Raw genomic sequence first — 18574 nt, forward strand, 5'->3', positions numbered from 1 at the left:
TCACGCCATGACACAGGACCACGCCACGACACAGGCCACGACAGGTGTACGCGCCAGCACGGTCGACGGAATCCTGCGCCGCAGCGCGCGGCGGGTGCCCGGGCGTACCGCGGTCCGGTACGGGGACCGCTCCTGGACCTACGCGGCCCTCGACGAGGCCGTCAGCACGGCGGCCGCCGTCCTGACAGCACGCGGGCTGCGGACCGGCGACCGGGTCGCCTCCTACGGCAACAACTCGGACGTCTACCTCATCGGCTTCCTCGCCTGCGCCCGGGCCGGGCTGATCCATGTCCCGGTGAACCAGAACCTTTCGGGTGACGAACTGGCCTACATCCTGGGCCAGTCGGGCAGCGCGCTGGTACTCGCCGACCCCGGCCTCGCCGACGCCGTACCGGACGGGTTCCCGGTGCTCCTGCTGCGCGGGGGCGACGACTCGCTGCTGACCGCGCTCGGCGCTCCCCGGTCCTTCACCCCCGAGCGCCCGCCCGGCTCCGAGGACCTGGTGCAGCTGCTCTACACCTCGGGCACCACCGCACTCGCCAAGGGCGCGATGATGACGCACCGGGCGCTCGTCCACGAGTACGTCAGCGCCATCACCGCCCTCGGCCTTCAGGAGTCGGACCGGCCGCTGCACGCGCTGCCGCTGTACCACTCGGCCCAGCTGCACGTCTTTCTGCTGCCGTATCTGGCGGTGGGCGCCGAGAACACGATCCTGGACGCCCCGGACGCGGCCGAGGTGTTCCGGCTGGTCGAGGCCGGGCTCGCGGACACGCTCTTCGCGCCGCCCACCGTGTGGATCGGCTTCTCGCACCACCCCGGCTTCGCCACCCGCGATCTGAGCGGGCTGCGCAAGGCGTTCTACGGCGCGTCGATCATGCCGGTACCCGTCCTGGAACGCCTGCGGGAGCGGCTGCCCGGTCTGGCCTTCCACAACTGTTTCGGCCAGAGCGAGATCGGCCCGCTGGCCATGGTCCTGGGGCCGGACGAGCACGAGGGGCGGATGGACTCCTGCGGCCGGCCCGTTCTCTTCGTGGAGGCCATGGTGGTCGACGAGAACGGCGACGAGGTACCCGACGGCACGGCGGGCGAAGTCGTCTACCGCTCACCGCAGTTGTGCGAGGGCTACTGGGGCAAGCCCGAGGAGACCGCGGAAGCCTTCCGCGACGGGTGGTTCCACTCCGGCGATCTCGCGGTGCGCGACGCCCAGGGGTACTTCACCGTGGTCGACCGGCTGAAGGACGTCATCAACTCCGGAGGCGTACTGGTCGCCTCACGCCAGGTCGAGGACGCGCTCTACACCCACCCCGGGGTCACCGAGGCAGCGGTCGTCGGACTGCCCGACGACCGCTGGATCGAGGCGGTCACGGCCGTGGTCGTGGTGTGCGACGAGATCACCGAGGCCGAACTGCTCGCCCACGCCCGCGCATCCCTCCCGCACTTCAAGGCCCCGAAGCGGGTCCTGTTCGTGGACTCGCTGCCGCGGAACGCCAGCGGGAAGATCCTCAAGCGCGAGCTGCGGGACCGCTTCGCGGATCCACGATCCGTTTGAACGTGCCCGCCGGCCGTTCGAGCGTTTCGGGGTCAAGCCGGCAACTTTCCAGGGCGATGCCGGGTTCGAGCAGGGCGATGCCGGGTTCGAGCCGGCGACCTTCGAGAGCAGCGCCAGGTCATCTCACAGTCCAGGAGGGCGATGAGTCAGCTGCCGCATGCGCAACCAGCTGCTGCAGGGGAGGGATCCGTAGGAGCGGGCTCGCTGCTGCAGCACGCGTTGCCCTCCAAGACAGGACTCTTGCCCAGCTGGTCTGCGTCGGCCTTGACAACGTAGACCTCCCACGGCTCCTTGCCGGGGGCGTGCACCCACACCTTGTCCTGTAGGGCGTAGCAGCACGAGGTGTCGTTCTCCTCGAAGGTGGCCAGGCCGGCGTCCTTGAGACGAGTCGTTGCGGCGGTCACCTGCTCGGTGGCTTCCACCTCTACGCCGAGGTGGTCGAGGCGGGTCTCCTGTCCGGGCTCGCCCTCGATCAGGACGAGCTTGAGCGGCGGCTCCGTAATGGCGAAGTTGGCGTATCCCGCACGCCGCTTGGACGGTTCGGTGCCGAACAGCTTCGAGTAGAAGGTCACCGACGCTTCAAGGTCGCTGACGCGCAGGGCGAGCTGTGCACGGGACATGGCAGGGCTCCGATCGGCTGTATTGAGGTCTGTCGATTCAAGGTTGCATCTTGAATCGATGGACGTCAACATAGAAGCATGTCGAAACAAGAGCTTGCGGTGCTCGGCCAGACCGACGAGACCGGCGCCTGCTGCCCCGGGCTGCTGACCGCTCCCCTCGACGAGGGACAGGCCGTGGAACTGGCGAAGGTCTTCAAGGCGCTGGGCGACCCGGTGCGGTTGCGCCTGCTGTCGCTGATCGCCTCGCGCGCCGGCGGCGAGGTCTGCGTCTGCGACCTGACCCCCGCCTTTGAGCTGTCGCAGCCGACGATCTCGCATCACCTCAAGCTGCTTCGGCAGGCCGGCCTCATCGACTGCGAGCGCCGCGGTACGTGGGTCTACTACTGGCTGCTGCCCGAGATGACCGACCGCCTCGCAGGCGTCCTGACCCGCCCCGCCGGCGAACCCCTGCCCACGCCCGCCGAGGTGACCGCGTGAGCCCCGCGCCCGAGCGGGCGGTCGCCGGGCGCCTCTCCTTCCTCGACCGCTACCTCGCCGTGTGGATTCTCGCCGCGATGGCGCTCGGCCTCGGTCTCGGCCGCATCGTGCCCGGCCTCGGGGACGCGCTCGCCAAGGTCACCGTGACCGGCGTATCACTGCCGATCGCGCTCGGCCTGCTCGTGATGATGTACCCGGTCCTCGCCAAGGTGAGGTACGACCGGCTCGACACCGTCACCCGCGACCGCCGCCTGCTGCTGCCCTCACTGCTGCTGAACTGGATCGTCGGACCGGCGCTCATGTTCGCGTTGGCGTGGCTGTTCCTGCCCGACCTGCCCGAGTACCGCACGGGCCTGATCATCGTGGGGTTGGCACGCTGTATCGCCATGGTGATCATCTGGAACGACCTCGCCTGCGGTGACCGCGAGGCCGCCGCCGTCCTGGTGGCGCTGAATTCGGTGTTCCAGGTGATCGCGTTCTCTGCCCTCGGCTGGTTCTACCTGTCCGTGCTGCCCGGATGGCTCGGCCTCGAACAGGCCGGTCTCGACGTATCCGTGTGGGAGATCACCCGAAGCGTACTGATCTTCCTCGGAATCCCACTCGCCGCCGGCTACCTCACGCGCCGAATCGGCGAGAAGGCCAAGGGCCGTGCCTGGTACGAGGCGAAGCTGATCCCGCGCATCGGGCCGTTCGCCCTGTACGGGCTGCTGTTCACGATCATCGTCCTGTTCGCGCTGCAAGGCGACGCAATCACCTCGCAGCCGCTCGACGTCGTCCGCATCGCGTTGCCGCTCCTCGTGTACTTCGCGATCATGTGGGCCGGATCGATGGCGGTCGGCCGGGCCGTGGGACTCAACCACTCGCGTGCCACGACGCTCGCGTTCATCGCCGCCGGCAACAACTTCGAACTGGCCATCGCGGTAGCCATCGCCACGTTCGGCGCCACGTCCGGACAGGCACTTGCCGGTGTGGTCGGCCCGCTCATCGAAGTACCCGTACTGATCGGCCTCGTCTACGTCGCGCTGTACGCCCGCCGCTTCTTCACCGCCACCGCGCCCCTGGCCGAGGAAGACCGCGCCCCTGCCTGACTACGCATTCCCTCCGTGTTGTTCGTCTGCCTCCGCAACGCCGGCGGCGGGCACGTGGTGCGCCAACTCGGTGGCCAGGCGTCGCATGGCCACCGAGTTGGCGCGCCGCATCATGGTTCGAACGGCGGGGGCCAGCAGCCGGTCGGCGAGAGGGGCGTGCACCCACCTGTAGGTGAACGAGATGTGGGTCCCACCGGTTCGCAGCGGTTCCATGGCATAGGTGCCGTGGGCCACGCGTCGGCCGGCCGCGCTGACGTTGCGTTCGACGATGCGCCGCGGCACGTCGGCCTCCACGACCTCGATGGTGACGTCGGTCTTGGTCCCGCCCAGAGCGGCGGTCACCGTCACGCACGATCCGATGCCGCGGGCAGGGCCGCTGTAGCGCCAGTCGGTCAGGTAGTGGTTGGTGAACCGCTCGTGGTGAGCCATGACATCGAGGAAGCCGTAGACCTGCTCCGGCGTCTGAGGTACGTGGATCGACACGGTGACAGACTTCATGTACCACACGGTACATGCGGCATGTACCGATTGGTACACTCGCGTCCGTGGTGAATACGGACGACTCGCATACCGACGGCAAGGCCGGGCAACGCACCCATGGGGACCGGCGCGCCCAACTGGTGGACGCGGCCGTCGATCACGTCGCGGCACACGGCATCGGGGACCTGAGCCTGCGCCGCCTGGGCGCTGCGATCGGCGTCAGCCATCGCATGCTGATCCACTACTTCGGATCCAAGGAACAGCTGTTCGTCGAGATCGTCCGGACGTCGGAGCGACGTCAGCGCGATCTCCTGTCCCGGCTCCGCCTGGAGCCCGGGCTCTCGCCCGCCGGCATCGCGCGCCGGCTGTGGCAGCAGCTGACGGACCCTCGGCTGGCCGGTCAGGAGCGGCTCTTCTTCGAAATCTGCGGGCAGGCGCTGCGAGGCCGCCCCGAGGCGGCTCCGGTTCTCGAAGGGCTTGTGAAGGACTGGCTGGAGCCGCTCGTGGCCGCCGAGGTCAGCGCAGGAGCGGACCCTGCCGTGGCCCGGAGACGCGCCAGAATGGGACTCGCCACTGTCCGCGGTCTACTGCTCGACCTGCTCGCCACCGGTGACCGTGCCGGCGTCGACGCGGCGATGGAGGAGTTCCTCCGGCTGTACTACGGCTCGGAGTGACGGACAGCGACAAGGGCCGGCTCACGGGACACGGCTGGAAGCAGTCAACACCCTGATCTCGCGGGCTGAGTTTCCTCACGCGCGGCCAGGTCGAGCCGGTCGAGCCCGTCCCGGTCCAGATCGCCACGGTGCCGACCAAGCCCACCGACTGAGGAGCACCGTGTGCCTGACGAGCTGTCGAACGCCGAGCTGGGGCGTCGGTTCGGCTACCTCCAGAAGAGATCGACCGGCGGCCCGACGCGCTCGCCATCCAGCTCGCGTCCTTCACCCCGCAGCTGATCTTCGAGGCCGAGAAGCGGTACACCGGCCAGGAACTCCCTCGCATCCAGAACGAATTGCAGGTCGTCAAGTCCGAGCGGGACAAGCTCGAAGACGACTTCGAGCAGTACCAGCGTGACGAACGCGACCGCCGGGAGCGGGACCGGCAGACCCGCCTGTACTCCGCGATCGTCCCCGTACTCATCGCCGTCGTCTCCTCGGCGGTCGCGATTCGGGCGGTGGTCGCACAGTGAGCGAGCACAAGGCCCCGCCCCAGCCACGCGCCCAGGTCCGCCGGATGCGCCGTGTCGAGTTCGTGATCGCCGGGACTGGGCTGCTGATCCTCGCGGGCATCGTCCTGATGGCCATCCTGGTCATCGGCCTCTCCTCGGACCTCCGGGAAGCCAACCGGGCGCGTGACCAGCTCTCAGCACAGGTGGAATACCTCGGCGGCACACCCGTGGCCGGTCCGCCCGGCAGCCGCGGCGAACCAGAGAAGGGCGCAGCGGGTCCCTCCGGTCCCGGAGGGCAGACCTGCTCCGACCATCACTCCGAGCCGTGGACCCGCGGGCAAGCGGGGGCAGTCCGGCGCCGACTCAGTGGTTCCGGGTCCGACTGGCGCCGCCGGGCAGCCCGGCACCGACTCCACCGTCCCCGGGCCAGCTGGCCTTGCCGGCCCGGCAGGCACTGACGGAAAGGACGGTGCGGATGGCAAAGGCGGTGCGGACGGCAAGGACGGGAAAGATGGTCAGACCTGCCCGGACGGCTACACCCTCCAGGCGCCAGCCGACGACCCGGACGCACTCATCTGCCGGCGCACGCCCGCCGACGGGCCGACCTCTCCGGCGAGTCAGAGCGTGCTCGGGCTGGGCGCGCTTTCGCATGTCCGGCACCAGCCCGGTCAGCGCGGCTGCCATCCCTGGGCGGTGCGGGTGACGAGCCCCTGTGCCTGTAGGCGCCGCAGCTGGTAGTTCACGGACGACGTGCTGGACAGGCCGACGGCATTGCCGATCTCGCGCATGGTCGGGCAGTGCCCGTGCTCTGCCACCGAGTCGCGCAGCCCGCAGGATGCGGGCTTGCCGGTCGGTGATGTCCATTACGGCCGTGCTCCGGCCAGGCTCCGGGATACCTCGCGGAGCGCCATCCGCGCGGCCGGGGTGTTCCCGGGCGGCGTCCGCCAGTACGGGTGGGCGGCGATGCGGGCGGAGAGCTGCTGGAGTCGCCGCCGGTGCGCGGCTGTCCCTGTCTGCTTTTCGGCGGCGTCTGCGAGCTGCCGGTAGGTGGCGTACCACTCGGTCTGCGCCCGCAGCAGATCGTGGGGGAAGGTGTACCTCATGACACCGAGTAGAGCACATGTTCGAATTTGTTTGTGTCGTCATGGCCGCTCCGGAGTGTGGGCCGCTGCGACTGAGCGCGTCAGATGGCAGAGCAGCGGCTGGCTCGGCGGGGGCTGGCGGATGAGCGGCTGAGGCCGGGCCGTCAGCCCGTGCCGTGATGCGCGAGCACCGCGTGCTGGTTGCCGCTGTGGGTGTGGTCGGTGTGGACGGTCGCGGCGGTCAGGCGGGGTACCGCGTGGATCAGTGCGTGTTCGGCCGCGACGGCCAGTGCGTGGGCCTGCACCACCGTCAGGTCCGGGTCGACGACAATGTCGGTCTCCGCGCGCAGGGTGTGGCCGATCCACCGCATCCGCACCTGTCCCAGGCCGCGCACGCCCTCCACGCCGCGCAGGGCATCTTCCGCGCTGTCGACCAGTGCCGGGTCTACGGAGTCCATCAGCCGCCGGTAGACCTCCCGCGCGGCGTCCCGCAGCACCATCAGGATCGCGAGCGTGATGAGCAGACCCACGATGGGGTCGGCGTACCGCCAGCCGATCGCCACGCCGCCCGCACCGATCAGCACGGCGAGCGAGGTGAACCCGTCGGTGCGGGCGTGCAGTCCGTCTGTGACCAGGGCCGCCGAGCCGATCCTGCGGCCGGTGCGGATGCGGTAGCGGGCCACCCACTCGTTCCCGATGAACCCGGCCACTGCCGCGACGGCGACCGCCCACAGATGAGTGATCTCCCGCGGGTTGAGCAGCCGGTCCACGGCCGTGTACGCGGCCAGCGCGGAGGACGCGGCGATGGTGAGCACGATGGCGATGCCGGCCAGGTCCTCGGCGCGGCCGTACCCGTAGGTGTAGCGGCGGTTCGCCGCCCGCCGGCCCAGTACGAAGGCGATGCCCAGCGGGATGGCGGTCAGCGCGTCGGCGGCGTTGTGGATGGTGTCGCCCAGTAGTGCCACCGACCCCGAGAGGGCGACGACCGCCGCCTGGACCACGGTGGTCAGGCCCAGGATCCCCAGCGACAGCCACAGGGTGCGCATGCCCTCCCTGGAGGTCTCCATCGCCGAGTCGACCTTGTCCCTCGCCTCGTGACTGTGCGGGGTCACCAGGTGCGCGGCCTGGTGGCGCAGCCGCGACCAGCGCGAATCCGCACGGCTATGACCGTGGTCGTGGTCATGCGGGTGGCTCTCGCCGTGCCCGGCGGAGGGATCGTGATCGTGTTCGTGGTGGGTGCTCACGGCGAAGGCACCTTTCGGGGAGCAGGCGGGACAGCCCAGACACAGGCGGCCCTGTGCGGCAACACCACCATACAAGAACACCTGAACAGGTCTTCATGTTTCGCCGGTAGGATGGGCGGCATGGGCCACGAAACCGACGGCAGACACCACGCCACCACCCGCGAACGCCTGGACGCCGTGGGGACCGCCGACGTCGCCGCCACCCTCCAGGCCCTGGCCACCCCATCCCGGCTATGGATCCTCGCCCGCCTCCAAGAAGGTCCGTGTGCCGTCGCCGCACTCGCCGAAGCCGTCGAGATGGAACCGTCCGCCTGCTCCCACCAACTACGCCTGCTGCGCAACCTCGGCCTGGTCACCGGAGAACGCCAGGGACGCTCGATCATCTACGCCCTCCACGACCACCACGTCGCCCAGCTCCTCGACCAAGCCCTCTTCCACGTCGAACACCTGCGCCTGGGCCTGCGCGACACCCCGCCCGCCCAGGTGGCCGCCGACGCCGGATGATCCTGGCCGCCGCGAAACCCGCTGCCGGCCGGATCGGGTACGCCCGCACCCCGACTACCCGACAGGAACTGGCGAGCCAGCTCCCTCCGCCGGGTGCCACCCCGTTCATGACCATGCCCCGGCTGTGAATAACCCGGGCGGAGGCGCCCGAGGTTGCTGCACGTCAGGGCGCTGCGAAGTGAGTCGCGGCCGGCCGGGGCAAGTGGGAAGGTGGAAAGAGAGGAGAGGGAGCGCCGACGCCCTTCTCGGGACGAGCCGGACGGCAGAGCACGCCGCCGGTGGCGCCGTCGACTACCCGCCGCTACGCGCAAGCTGTGATGGCGCTCGCGCGTAGCGGCGAAAAGGGAATGATTGATCATGAAGGCAGCGGTGTACGAGGGACCCCGCACCATTGCGGTGAAGGACGTACCGGACGCGAAGATCGAGCACCCCAGCGACATCCTCGTGAAGATCACGAGCACCAACATCTGCGGCTCCGACCTGCACATGTACGAAGGCCGCACGTCGTTCGAGACTGGCCGCACGCTGGGCCACGAGAACCTGGGGCAGGTCGTTGACGTCGGCTCCGCGGTCACCAAAGTCAAGGTCGGCGAGTACGTGTGCCTGCCGTTCAACATCGCGTGTGGTTTCTGCAAGCAGTGCGAGCAGGGCTTGACGAACTACTGCCTGACCATGCAGCCCGAGCCTGCCCTCGCCGGCGCCGCCTACGGCTTTGCTGAGATGGGCACCTACCAGGGCGGGCAGGCCGAGCTGCTGCGCGTACCGTACGGCGACTTCAACGCCCTGCGGCTGGGCGAGGACGCCGCCGAGCGCCAGCTGGACTACGTGATGCTGTCCGACATCTTCCCCACCGGCTACCACGCCACCGAGATGGCAGGCGTCAAGCCCGGCGACCAGACCCTCGTCTTCGGCGCCGGTCCGGTAGGACTGATGGCGGCCTACTCCGCGATCCTCAAGGGAGCCGGCCGGGTGTGGGTGGCTGATCACCAACCGGACCGGCTCCGGCTCGCGGAGGAGATCGGCGCGATCCCGATCAACACCAACGACCAGGACCCGTCCGAGGTCGTCAAGGAAGCAACGCTGGGGCTGGGCGCCGACAACGGCTGTGAGTGCGTCGGCTACCAGGCGCACGATCCGCAGGGACACGAAAACGCCGCCCTGACGATGAACGGGCTGATCGACGCGGTCCGGTTCACCGGCGCCCTCGGTGTCGTGGGTATCTTCCTCCCCGAGGATCCAGGCGGAGCCGAAGCGCAGGGAGAACTCCAGGCGAAGGGCAAGACGCCGATCGATTTCGGCATGATGTGGTTCAAGGGCCAGAAGGTCGGCACGGGACAGGCTCCAGTGAAACGGTACAACCGGGCGCTGCGCGACCTCATCGCGGGCGGCAAGGCAGAGCCGAGCTTCCTGGTCTCGCACGAGCTGAACCTCGACGAGGCCGCAACGGCGTACGACCACTTCGACGCCCGCGACGACGGCTGGACGAAGGTCGTGCTGCACCCGAACGGTGCCAACTAACACTGCCGCGAGCTGCATTCCGGGTCAGCCACCGGACACCTCGGATTCCGTGCGGAGCCCGTTGTCAGTGGCCGGTGCTGCCGTGGTCAGCACAACCCCAACTAGCACAGTCGGGGATTGCTTGGCCGCCCCGCCCCCGTGACGCAGGAGCGGGGCGGAGCTGCCCGGACGGACGCGAGATCCGGCGGGTGCACACGTGGCACGCGGAGGCGCCTCAGCGTTCGTTATGTTCCAGCCGGTAGAAGACCTTCCCCGCTCGACGCTCAGCACCCTGAGCAGCGTAAAAGGCGAGTGCCGGGGGGTTCTCCGTGTCGGCCGTCCACTCGATCCGGGAGCACCCGGCCAGCCCCGCGGCCTCGGACAGCGCCATCATCAGTTCTGCGGCCACCCCCCGGCGCCGGGCATGTTCCCTGACGTACAGCTCCTTGAGGTACAGGCTGCTGTCTGCACCTGCCGCTGGCCACAGGAATGTGTAGCTGGCGAGTCCGACCACATCGTCATCATCGAGGGCCAGGAGCACGGAAGCGTGCGGGCGTTCACCGAACAGCGCGGTGCGGATCTGAGCGTGGTCACCGGGGGTGTTCTCGCCGCCGTAGTACTCCTCGATCTCCCCGAGCATTTCGGAGATCACATCGAGGTCTGCCACCGTCGCTGATCTGATCTTCAAGCTTGTTGTCCCTATTCTCCGGGGCGCAACGCCAGAACCTCACGCAGCACCCTCACCTCTGATACCTCTCGTGCCTCGGGAACCTTAACGGCCACGTCCTGAGCGCGATAGATGATCAACGGAGAGCGGTGACTCAACGGAAGGCCGACCACCGTGTTCGTCGCGTGCAGGGCGGCGCCAGCAACATCCCCATCGATCGCAAGGCACATCGCCTGATCCAGGTGGATCAGGGTGCGGTCCATGTGGTCGGAGGCCGGATACAGCTCCAGTGCGCGGTCCTGTTCCGTGCGGGCTCGGCTTGTGCTGCCCAGATGCGTCAGTGCGTTCCCGGAGTGAAATCTCAGCTGCGATTCCGAGTACCCGAAAGCACTGTCAATCTGGTCTGCGACCGGCAGCCGTTTCAGGGCCACTTCGGCGCGGGACAAAGCGTCCGCAGCAGCCTCCGGCTTCGAGAGCCTGGCCAGCGCACGGGCCTCCAGAGGTGCGGCAAGGGCGGGGCCGACACAGGGCAGACCGCCCGCCAGGTACTGGGCCCGACAGGCCAGTTCCACCGCCCCCTCTATGTCCCCGCAGTAATAGTGCTGGTACGCCTCCTGTGCATACATCCAGCTGAGGGTTGCTCGGTCGTCCGCTGCTGCTGCTGCGGCTCGACCGGTTCGCCACCAGGCTCTGGCCCGGTCGTCACCGAGCTTGAGCAGAGTGAGGGCCATCAGGCTCGACATCTGGGCCGCGACGATCGTCAACCGCTTTCGGACGGGCCCGCTCTGACGTCCAGCCAGGAGAAGACGCAGATCAGCGAAGTCCTCCAGCAGCTCCGTGAGAAGCTCCGTCTCTGAGCGGTGGCGGGTCGCCCGCCCGTACCAGGCCACCGTGTACTCGACCTCGTCCAAACTCGCGTCTGACATGGGGCCAGCGGCGAAGTCCTCTTTCAGGCCCCGCTGTAGTGCGTCAGCCTGCTCCAGAGGATCGCTGCCCGGCCGAACTTGCGCGAGCATCACCAGCCGCCCCTGCGCGCCCAAGGCGTGGTCCAGCGCGGTCGCTACCTCGATGGTCGGCGGACGCTTGTTGTTCTCCAGATCTGAGACATAGCTCTTCCCGCAGTTCGCAAGTTGAGCGACGTCACGCACAGAGCGCGTGCCGCGGAAGCGGCGCAGAGCCTGGCCGAAGGTCTCGTTCATGGTGCCCCCGCTGTCCGCGGTGTCCGCAACCTTGCGGACGGTTGCGGACAGGAAATGTCTGTCCGTGATGGTCCGTATCGGAAACGCTACTCCCATAAGCCGGGTCGCGAACACGAGTTGGCCGTTCGTGACCCAAAGGGGAGAAGACCCCTGCGACCGCGCGAACGGCCCAGGGGCGTGGCCAACGCACGCTGGAGCGTCGACATGTCTGAACTTACAGTCCTGCCCGCCGCTCCCGGGAGAGATCCCAGGCCCCTGGACTTCGAGACGATGCGGGCCGTGGCTGACCGGCTGCTCGCCCAAGGAGAGGTGCCCCAGGCGGATGGCCTCCTGACCGAGATCATGATGCTGCGCGGCTTCCTCGCGCTGCTCGTCCCCGCAGTCGGCGAACTGGCCGTCGCGCGGCCCGTGGACGACGTATGGCGCGGCGCCGCTCAGGCCGGTCTCGGGGAGGCGCGCCGCCGCCTGAGCCACACCACCGGGCACACCGTGCCCGTGCTGCTCGCCGAGGAGCAGCGCCTGTCCAGATCTGTTCTCGCGCTGTGTACGCACCTGGAGAACCTGGAGTCGTGCGATGCGTGAGGCCATCGCCCCCTGGTCGCCGCCGCAGGGGAACACTGTGGAGCTGGTTGCCATGGGCACGTCGTGGGACGCCGTACGCGTCTCGGCCCGGTTCGGTCGAGCCGTCATCGATCGTCTCGGTGATCAGTGCGGTGCGGTGATCGTGGACGGTTACGGATCGGTCCTGTACTGGTTGATCAAGCCCGGCTCTGCTGACGCCTGGACGCTGCCGTCCTACATCGTCGGCATCCTCGGGTCCAGCGCGTACGTAGCCGTGCCGCCGGTGAGGCGCACCAGCGGGCCCGGCCTGCACTGGGATGTGCCGCTGACGCCGCTGTGCTACCTCACGGACACCGTTCTGCTGCACGCCGCGCTCGCCGCGGAGATCGCCCTCGTCAACGGGCCGCGCCCGTGATCTGTGCGAGCTGTAACCGCGCGATCCGGCCCGGCGAGCCGTCGCAGGAGTACGAGATCAACAGTGGCACCGGGGCTGTCCCGACCGTGCGCTTCCACCTTGTGTGCCCGGTCAGCCGCCTGTACGTGCGCCGGTACCCGGTATGAACTCCCGCTCGTTGCCGAGCGCACCGCCCGGCCGCGAGCGGGGACCGACCCCGCCGGAAGGCGCCGCCCTCAGCAGGGGCACGGGGTGCTTGGAGACGCTGGCCACGCCGAGCTGCTTCGGGTTCCTCCTGTTCGTCAGCTTCTGGCTCCTGATCTGCGCCTGGCACGACCTCGCCATATGAGGCAGCTCGGCGCGCCCTGATTCACGGATCAACACCATCAGACAACGCAATCCCACGAGGAGGCGTCGGTGACCCTTACGACAGGTGAGAGCACAGCGGTGAGCGCAACAGCGCTGCACGCCGCGACCAGACAGGCCATATCCCACGCGGCCAAGGACCTGTGGCCGGACCAGCAGATCATGCTGGGGCAGGAGTGCCCCAGCGTCACGTCCTACGTCTGCCGACTCACGGTGGACGGCGAGGAGTTGATCGCCAAGTACAGCTGGCTGGGCATGTCCCTGGTGTCCATCCTCCGAGGCGCCGGGGGAACGTGGGCGCAGGTGCAGGAAGCCGAGAGCGCGTACGTTCACAGCGCCGATCTGCTGACCGCCCGTGAGGCTCGGAACCTGGCCCTCCTCCGTGAACTCGGGCGTCCTCGCGTATGCGAGACGGCCGGGTTCCACCGCGGGGTCCTGCTCACCCGGGCGGTGCCGGGGGAGACGCTGGCCGACGAGATGACGGCCCGCCCTGGAGAGACGAGCGCTCTCCTCGACTCGGCGCTCGCCGCCCTCGAAGAACTCCAAGGGCACCAAGGCGCAAAGCTCCTGCGCGATTCGGAGCCGATCGACGAGCGCTCCGTAGCCGGTGTCTTCCGCAGGAAGTTCAACGGCCTGAGCGCCGACACCTATCTGGGAACGCTCGGCCAGGGCCGCGGACTCCAGGAAGGCGAGCGGCTCGAAGTCGTGGAGCTGGTCCGGCACACGGTGTGGCGGCTGCTGCGGATGAGCAGCGGGCTCTCACCCCGTCGGGACACGGCGGTCTACGGAGACCTCAAGCCCGAGCACGTCTTCTTCGACGGCCCTCGGCTCCACTTCATCGACCCGGCCCTCCAGTGGGCTGCCGGACCGGAGCCCGACATCGCGAAGCTCGCCGGCAGGTCGCTACTCCTCGCTCTCGGGCACCCGGACCGGCGTGCCACACAGCAGATGGTGCAGGGCATCGCCTCGTTCCTTGCCCGCAACACGACGGCGTCCGCCGGGCGGCAGCGTGCGGAACGGCTGCGCGAAGTGCTGGTGCTGTGGCTCATGGACACCGTGAACATTCTGACCACCTGTCTCAGCGCACCCGCGGGGCTGCCGCTGGCTCCCCATCAGCAGACGCTCGTCAACCAGGCTTGGCCGGTGGCGGCCCTGGTGGACCGGGTGAGCGCCCTGCTCGTCGGTTCGATGGCCGGGCCCCGGCTCCTGGACGTCGTGCTCGGCGAGGTCGAGCACAGAGCGGGGAGCTACCGGTGAACGGGCCGCTGGTGGGGATCGTCGGCGCGGGGGCCGTCGGGCAGACGCTGGCCGCCGGTCTCGTTGCCGCCGCATTTCCCGAACGGCTGCTGGTCGTGTCCCGGCAGCCGGACCAGGCCCGCGCCCTGGCCGCCGACCTCCAGGACCTGGCGCTCACCTCCCGCTCGCGGACGCAGGCCGACGCCGGTGAGGTCGCTGATCTCCACGGCTGTGACGCCGTGGTCGTCGCTCTTCGCACCGACTTCAAGAACACCGCCGAGCACGACATCCGGCGCCAGGGGGCCACCGCGAACGCTCCCGCCCTCGGGGTCCTGGCGCGCGAGCTGCGCGGGTACGACGGCACCGTCATCGTCGTGACGAATCCGGTGGACTTGATGGCCCGCCGCTTCGGCTAGGTGTCCGGCTGCGCCCGGGTCTTCGGGATCGGATCGAATCTCGACTCCGCCCGGTACCGGCTGCTGTTGGCCAGGTACGCCCAGGTGTCCCCGGATCTCGTGCGCGGCCACGTGATCGGCGAGCACGGCGACCGCGCCGTCATCTGCGTGTCCACCACCACCGTCGACCGCCGCCCGGTCGCCGTCCCGGTACGTGCCGTCGTGGCCGACCTCCAGCGGCGGCCGGCCCTGATCCGGACCGCCATCGGCCGGACCCGCTGCGGGCCTGCCGGTGCCGTGCTGTCCACGCTCCGCATGGCCCTCGGTCTGGCCGACGGTATCGAGGAGCCGTCCGTGCCGTACGGAGACGTCTGGCTCGGAATCCCCATGCGCTTCACCGGCGGTAAGACCGTGCCGTGCCTGCCTCCGCTGACCCGTTCCGAACGCCTGCGTCTGGACTCTGCGGCCAGCAGCCTCCGCGACGCCTACACCCGGCTCCCTGCCCTTCCACCAACCGAGAGGACCGCCCCATGATCAGTGCCACCCGGCTCGGCGCCGCGACGGCCGTCGTCACCGTGCTGAGCAACCGTCCCGAAGTCACCGATTGGGCTCTGCGCTACTTCGGCCCCTGGTGGAACGCCACTTCCGTGGACGCCACCGGCGTGTGTGCCGACGCCGTCGTGACGGCGGACGTCAACCTGACCGCCTACGAGGAAATCACCCGTCTGGTTCACGACGGCCGGGCAACGGAGGCCGTGGAGTACGCGAAGCACCCCCTGTTCGTGGCCCGCGACGGTGAGGACATCCTCGCCACGTCGCTGGTTGAAGGGATCGCGTACCGCAGCACGCCGTCCTCCGGTCGTCTCCTCCTCGCCGGCACCCACGTACAGCCTCTCGCCCTGGCCGCCGCGCGCCTCGCACGGGAAGCGATTCGTGGCCAGCTCCTGCGGGACGGATGGGCGGTGCTCCACTCCTCCGCAGTCGTACGGCCGGACGACGGCGCGACACTCCTCACCTTCGGCGACAAGGGGGCCGGGAAGACGACCACGGCCCTACTGCTCGCCTCGCACGGCTGGCAACTCCTCGCCAACGACCGGGTACTCGTCCGGCCGACCGGCGAGGTGGACGTGGATGTGGTGCCCTGGCCGTCGGCCGCCGCTCTCGGCCTCGGCCTGCTCCACGCACTCGGCTGGGACGTCACCGCGCGCGAGCACCTGCAAGGCGGCGGCAGCTTCCACCCGACCCAGCACGAATCCGTGACCGAATCGCTGCTCGCCGGAGACAACACCCCGCTGTGGGACGCCAAGAAGCGGGAGCGCAAGGTCCAGGTGTTCCCCGACCAGTTCCCGGACCTGTTCAACGTCCCCCTGGCCACCCACGGACATGCCGCCGGCCTGCTCTTCCCCCAGGTCGACGCCGACGCAGCGCCCGACGTCATCGACGGCACCCGCACGCTGGGCGAGGCCGACTTCATGTCCGGGGCGACCGAGGACCGGTACCCGGACGTCTTCGGCCTGGCCCAGGGCGTCGACGGCGGCGGCCGGAAAAGCGCCCGCGCCGAGGTGGCGGCCCGTCTCGCCGAGCTGCCACACCGTGCGGTCCGGCTCAGCCACGACATCCCGGCCAGCGCAGCCCTGTTGAGCAAGGTCGCCGACACGATCTGACCCGGCGCCGGCCCGCGCGCCGGCAACCGCACACCACCCACGGCGACCGAATCGGGTCAAGGGCCGCACCCAAGAACGCCCGCTCCGGCCGGAGTCCGGAAGACCCGGCCGGGGCGGGTCTCCCACCGAGCGCACAGAGAGAACCCTCATGGCGAAGAGCGACGACGAGCTGTTCGAGTAGATCCGGAACACCGGGGCGGCGATCAATGCGTCGAAGGACCCGTCCCTGGACCCCGAGCTGCAAGCACTCGCCGCCCAGGCCGCCGAGAAATCAGCTGCCGAACTCGCCGATGGCGAGCGATGAACGGCTGACCGCAGCCAGCAGCACCGGTCTCGTACCCACCGAACTCATACGGAAAGGCACAGGCATGACCATCACCATCGAGAGCCCCGCACCGAACACCTCACCCGCGGACGGGATCCTCTCCGACGAATGTGAGCTGACGGGGAGCTGCCAACTGGAATGCTCGCACTGCTGCACCCTGTCCGGACCGAAGGTGAGCCACGGCAGGATGACGCGTGGGGACTGGCAGGGCGTGGTAGACGACATCGCCACTCTCGGAATCCCGGCCGTCCAGTTCATCGGAGGGGAGCCCACTCTATCCCCGGCCCTCATTCCCCTCATCGGCCACGCACTCGGACGCGGCCTGACCGTAGAGGTCTATTCGAATCTCACCCATATCCGGCCGGCCTTGTGGGCTGCGCTGGACCAGGGCGGGGTGCGCGTGGCGACCAGCTACTACAGCGACGACTCCGAACAGCACGACTCGATCACCGGGGGCCGGGGCAGCCACGCCCGCACTCTGGCCAACATCACCGAGGTGCTGCGCCGTCGCATCCCGCTGCGCGTCGGCCTGGTCGACCTCGGCAATGGGCAGCGCGTTGCCGAAGCCGAAGCCCAACTGCGTTCACTCGGAGTGCAGAACATCAGGGTGGACCAGGTACGTGCGGTTGGACGTGCGGCAGCGGACTCCGCCACCATCCCCGATGTGAGCGAGCTATGCGGGCGATGCTTCCACGAGCGCGTCGCTGTCTCCCCGGACGGTGACGTGTACGGCTGCATCCTGTCCCGGCACCTGCGAACGGGGAACGTGCGCACCACGCGCCTCCGGGACGTCCTGTCCGGATCCCGACGGGCTGACGCCCGATCCGGCGTGCCGAAGGTGCCGACGAACGCGTGCCCGCCCAACGACGGCGGGGATTGCAGCCCCGCCAGCACCCCCGCCTGCAACCCCAAGTTCTAGGAGACGCCGGTGAACTGGAAGCCCCACGCCGTGACACTGGCGCACAGCGTCACGCACGCTGGGTCGCGCTGGCACGCACCCGTTGCGGCGCTCCCACGTCACCTGTTCATCCCCCGCTGGTGGGCCGGCGGGGACGGTTGGTCCCTGCGGGCCGGGGCCGACGATGACCAGGCGTGGCTAGCCGCCGCGTATGCGGATGACTCGCTCGTCACCCGGGTCGGGAGCGCGCACGCGGACCAGGCGCAGCCCGGCGACCGCCCAGCAGGCCGGCCGACGTCGTCGGCCACGCTGCCGAGCCTGCTGGTGCGGATGTTCCAGCACGCCAGGCTCGGCGACGGACACACGCTGCTGGATGTCGGCACCGGGTCGGGATACGGCACCGGGCTGGCTTGCCTACGACTGGGCGAGCGCCAGGTATCCAGCGTCGACGTGGATCCCTACCTCACCGAAGCAGCTGGACAGCGACTCGATCAGGCCGGGCTGCGCCCCCAGCTCCACACCCTGGACGCGAGCGGTGAGCTGCCAGGGAACTACGACCGCATCGTGGCCACCGTCGGCGTCCGGCCCGTGCCCACCAGCTGGCTGACGGCGCTCAAGCCGGGCGGGCGGTTGGTGACGACCGTCGCAGGCACGACGCTCATCGTCACCGCAGACAAGCAGGACGACGGCACCGCCCGGGGACGAGTCGAATGGGACCGGGCCGGATTCATGCACGCCCGGCACAGCACCGACTACCACGCTCTGCCGGACGGGCTGATCGAAGCCGCCCGCACCGAAAAGGGGGAGTTCGTTACGGCCAGTCGGTATCCAGTGGTCGATGTAGAGCAAGCGTGGGACCTGTCGTCCATGCTCGGTATCGAGGTACCCGGCATCGTCTACGGCTACGAGGAGACCGGGCAGCAGCGCACAGCGTGGCTCGCCCACCCGGACGGCTCATGGGCCCGAGCCACCAGCAAGGAGGGGGGCGATCCTGTCGTACACCAGAGCGGTCCACGCCACCTGTGGGACGTTCTGGATGAGATCCGTTCGTACTGGCTTCAGCACGGCGAGCTGCCCGTACGCGGCGCCCATGTGCTGATCACTCCGGACGGCCGGACACGGCTTGCCCGAGGAGGCTGGCGCGCCACCCTCTGAACTTCGCA

21 protein-coding genes and 1 pseudogene are annotated in these 18574 nt (G+C 69.2%); 15 read left to right on the forward strand and 7 right to left on the reverse strand.

All coding sequences use genetic code 11. The annotated features are described in order from the left end of the window. Nucleotides 1-7: 7 nt before the first annotated feature. A complete protein-coding gene (locus OG385_RS31755; RefSeq protein WP_266860019.1) occupies nt 8-1549 on the forward strand; it encodes an acyl-CoA synthetase in 1542 nt (513 codons plus the stop codon). Between the two features lie 146 nt (nt 1550-1695). On the opposite strand, the gene OG385_RS31760 is transcribed toward OG385_RS31755, so the two are convergent. Beyond that, entirely contained in the window at nt 1696-2169 is a 474-nt protein-coding gene (locus tag OG385_RS31760) for an ArsI/CadI family heavy metal resistance metalloenzyme (protein ID WP_266860021.1), read from the reverse strand. 78 nt (nt 2170-2247) lie between these two features. On the opposite strand from OG385_RS31760, the gene OG385_RS31765 reads away from it, so the two are divergent. Both OG385_RS31765 and arsB read left to right on the forward strand, forming a co-directional pair. Further along, nucleotides 2248-2646 carry a helix-turn-helix transcriptional regulator gene (locus tag OG385_RS31765; protein WP_266860023.1) on the forward strand — a complete coding sequence of 133 codons (399 nt, stop codon included), beginning with the start codon at nt 2248-2250 and terminating at the stop codon, nt 2644-2646. Continuing rightward, on the forward strand, nt 2643-3734 hold the full coding sequence (gene arsB / locus OG385_RS31770; RefSeq protein WP_266860025.1) for an ACR3 family arsenite efflux transporter: 1092 nt from the start codon (nt 2643-2645) through the stop codon (nt 3732-3734). Before OG385_RS31765 ends, arsB begins: the two co-directional genes overlap by 4 nt. Here the strand turns inward: arsB and OG385_RS31775 are convergent, their stop codons facing one another. Then, entirely contained in the window at nt 3735-4232 is a 498-nt protein-coding gene (locus OG385_RS31775; RefSeq protein WP_266860027.1) for an SRPBCC family protein, read from the reverse strand. A gap of 47 nt (nt 4233-4279) precedes the next feature. Here OG385_RS31775 and OG385_RS31780 point away from each other — a divergent pair, with 47 nt between their 5' ends. Together OG385_RS31780 and OG385_RS31785 are read left to right on the forward strand one after the other, a co-directional pair. After that, nucleotides 4280-4888, forward strand: coding sequence for a TetR/AcrR family transcriptional regulator (locus tag OG385_RS31780; protein WP_266860029.1), 609 nt, complete (start codon nt 4280-4282; stop codon nt 4886-4888). A gap of 335 nt (nt 4889-5223) precedes the next feature. Next, nucleotides 5224-5400 carry a hypothetical protein gene (locus OG385_RS31785; protein ID WP_266860031.1) on the forward strand — a complete coding sequence of 59 codons (177 nt, stop codon included), beginning with the start codon at nt 5224-5226 and terminating at the stop codon, nt 5398-5400. Between the two features lie 666 nt (nt 5401-6066). Here the strand turns inward: OG385_RS31785 and OG385_RS31790 are convergent. From OG385_RS31790 to OG385_RS31800, 3 genes and pseudogenes are all read right to left on the reverse strand, one after another. Next, a pseudogene (locus OG385_RS31790) lies at nt 6067-6243 on the reverse strand (repressor LexA); the annotation flags it as partial. Continuing rightward, a complete protein-coding gene (locus tag OG385_RS31795) occupies nt 6243-6482 on the reverse strand; it encodes a hypothetical protein (RefSeq protein WP_266860042.1) in 240 nt (79 codons plus the stop codon). The pseudogene OG385_RS31790 and the gene OG385_RS31795, both read right to left, overlap by 1 nt. Nucleotides 6483-6625: 143 nt before the next feature. Then, nucleotides 6626-7705 carry a cation diffusion facilitator family transporter gene (locus OG385_RS31800; protein WP_266860044.1) on the reverse strand — a complete coding sequence of 360 codons (1080 nt, stop codon included), beginning with the start codon at nt 7703-7705 and terminating at the stop codon, nt 6626-6628. Nucleotides 7706-7825: 120 nt separating this feature from the next. Between OG385_RS31800 and OG385_RS31805 the strand changes: the two genes are divergently transcribed. Continuing rightward, complete coding sequence (locus OG385_RS31805; protein ID WP_266860046.1) at nt 7826-8209, forward strand: metalloregulator ArsR/SmtB family transcription factor; 384 nt, start codon at nt 7826-7828, stop codon at nt 8207-8209. A gap of 357 nt (nt 8210-8566) precedes the next feature. After that, the gene (locus tag OG385_RS31810; RefSeq protein ID WP_266860048.1) at nt 8567-9727 is read left to right on the forward strand and encodes a glutathione-independent formaldehyde dehydrogenase; all 1161 of its coding nucleotides are present in this window, start codon (nt 8567-8569) and stop codon (nt 9725-9727) included. 214 nt (nt 9728-9941) lie between these two features. Here the strand turns inward: OG385_RS31810 and OG385_RS31815 are convergent, their stop codons facing one another. Both OG385_RS31815 and OG385_RS31820 read right to left on the reverse strand, forming a co-directional pair. Next, nucleotides 9942-10394 carry a GNAT family N-acetyltransferase gene (locus OG385_RS31815; protein ID WP_266860050.1) on the reverse strand — a complete coding sequence of 151 codons (453 nt, stop codon included), beginning with the start codon at nt 10392-10394 and terminating at the stop codon, nt 9942-9944. A gap of 11 nt (nt 10395-10405) precedes the next feature. Then, complete coding sequence (locus OG385_RS31820) at nt 10406-11572, reverse strand: helix-turn-helix domain-containing protein (RefSeq protein ID WP_266860052.1); 1167 nt, start codon at nt 11570-11572, stop codon at nt 10406-10408. A 204-nt stretch (nt 11573-11776) separates the two neighbouring features. Between OG385_RS31820 and OG385_RS31825 the strand changes: the two genes are divergently transcribed. The 8 genes from OG385_RS31825 to OG385_RS31860 all read left to right on the forward strand — a co-directional run bounded on the left by OG385_RS31825 (nt 11777) and on the right by OG385_RS31860 (nt 18566). Further along, the gene (locus OG385_RS31825) at nt 11777-12154 is read left to right on the forward strand and encodes a DUF6415 family natural product biosynthesis protein (protein WP_266860054.1); all 378 of its coding nucleotides are present in this window, start codon (nt 11777-11779) and stop codon (nt 12152-12154) included. Beyond that, nucleotides 12147-12548: a hypothetical protein gene (locus OG385_RS31830; protein ID WP_266860056.1), complete on the forward strand. Its 402-nt coding sequence runs from the start codon at nt 12147-12149 to the stop codon at nt 12546-12548. The genes OG385_RS31825 and OG385_RS31830 overlap by 8 nt, the downstream gene beginning before the upstream one ends. A gap of 396 nt (nt 12549-12944) precedes the next feature. Beyond that, nucleotides 12945-14150 carry a hypothetical protein gene (locus tag OG385_RS31835; protein WP_266860058.1) on the forward strand — a complete coding sequence of 402 codons (1206 nt, stop codon included), beginning with the start codon at nt 12945-12947 and terminating at the stop codon, nt 14148-14150. Continuing rightward, nucleotides 14147-14545, forward strand: a complete 399-nt coding sequence (locus OG385_RS31840; RefSeq protein WP_266860060.1) for an NAD(P)-binding domain-containing protein — start codon at nt 14147-14149, stop codon at nt 14543-14545. The genes OG385_RS31835 and OG385_RS31840 overlap by 4 nt, the downstream gene beginning before the upstream one ends. Next, nucleotides 14546-15058, forward strand: a complete 513-nt coding sequence (locus OG385_RS31845) for a hypothetical protein (protein WP_266860062.1) — start codon at nt 14546-14548, stop codon at nt 15056-15058. After that, the gene (locus OG385_RS31850; RefSeq protein WP_266860064.1) at nt 15055-16188 is read left to right on the forward strand and encodes a hypothetical protein; all 1134 of its coding nucleotides are present in this window, start codon (nt 15055-15057) and stop codon (nt 16186-16188) included. Before OG385_RS31845 ends, OG385_RS31850 begins: the two co-directional genes overlap by 4 nt. 368 nt (nt 16189-16556) lie before the next feature. Further along, on the forward strand, nt 16557-17432 hold the full coding sequence (locus OG385_RS31855; protein WP_266860066.1) for a radical SAM/SPASM domain-containing protein: 876 nt from the start codon (nt 16557-16559) through the stop codon (nt 17430-17432). 9 nt (nt 17433-17441) lie between these two features. Next, entirely contained in the window at nt 17442-18566 is a 1125-nt protein-coding gene (locus OG385_RS31860) for a 50S ribosomal protein L11 methyltransferase (RefSeq protein ID WP_266860068.1), read from the forward strand. The last annotated feature ends 8 nt before the right edge of the window (nt 18567-18574 follow it).

The sequence above is a fragment of the Streptomyces sp. NBC_01306 genome, from assembly GCF_026340465.1.
Classification (GTDB): domain Bacteria; phylum Actinomycetota; class Actinomycetes; order Streptomycetales; family Streptomycetaceae; genus Streptomyces.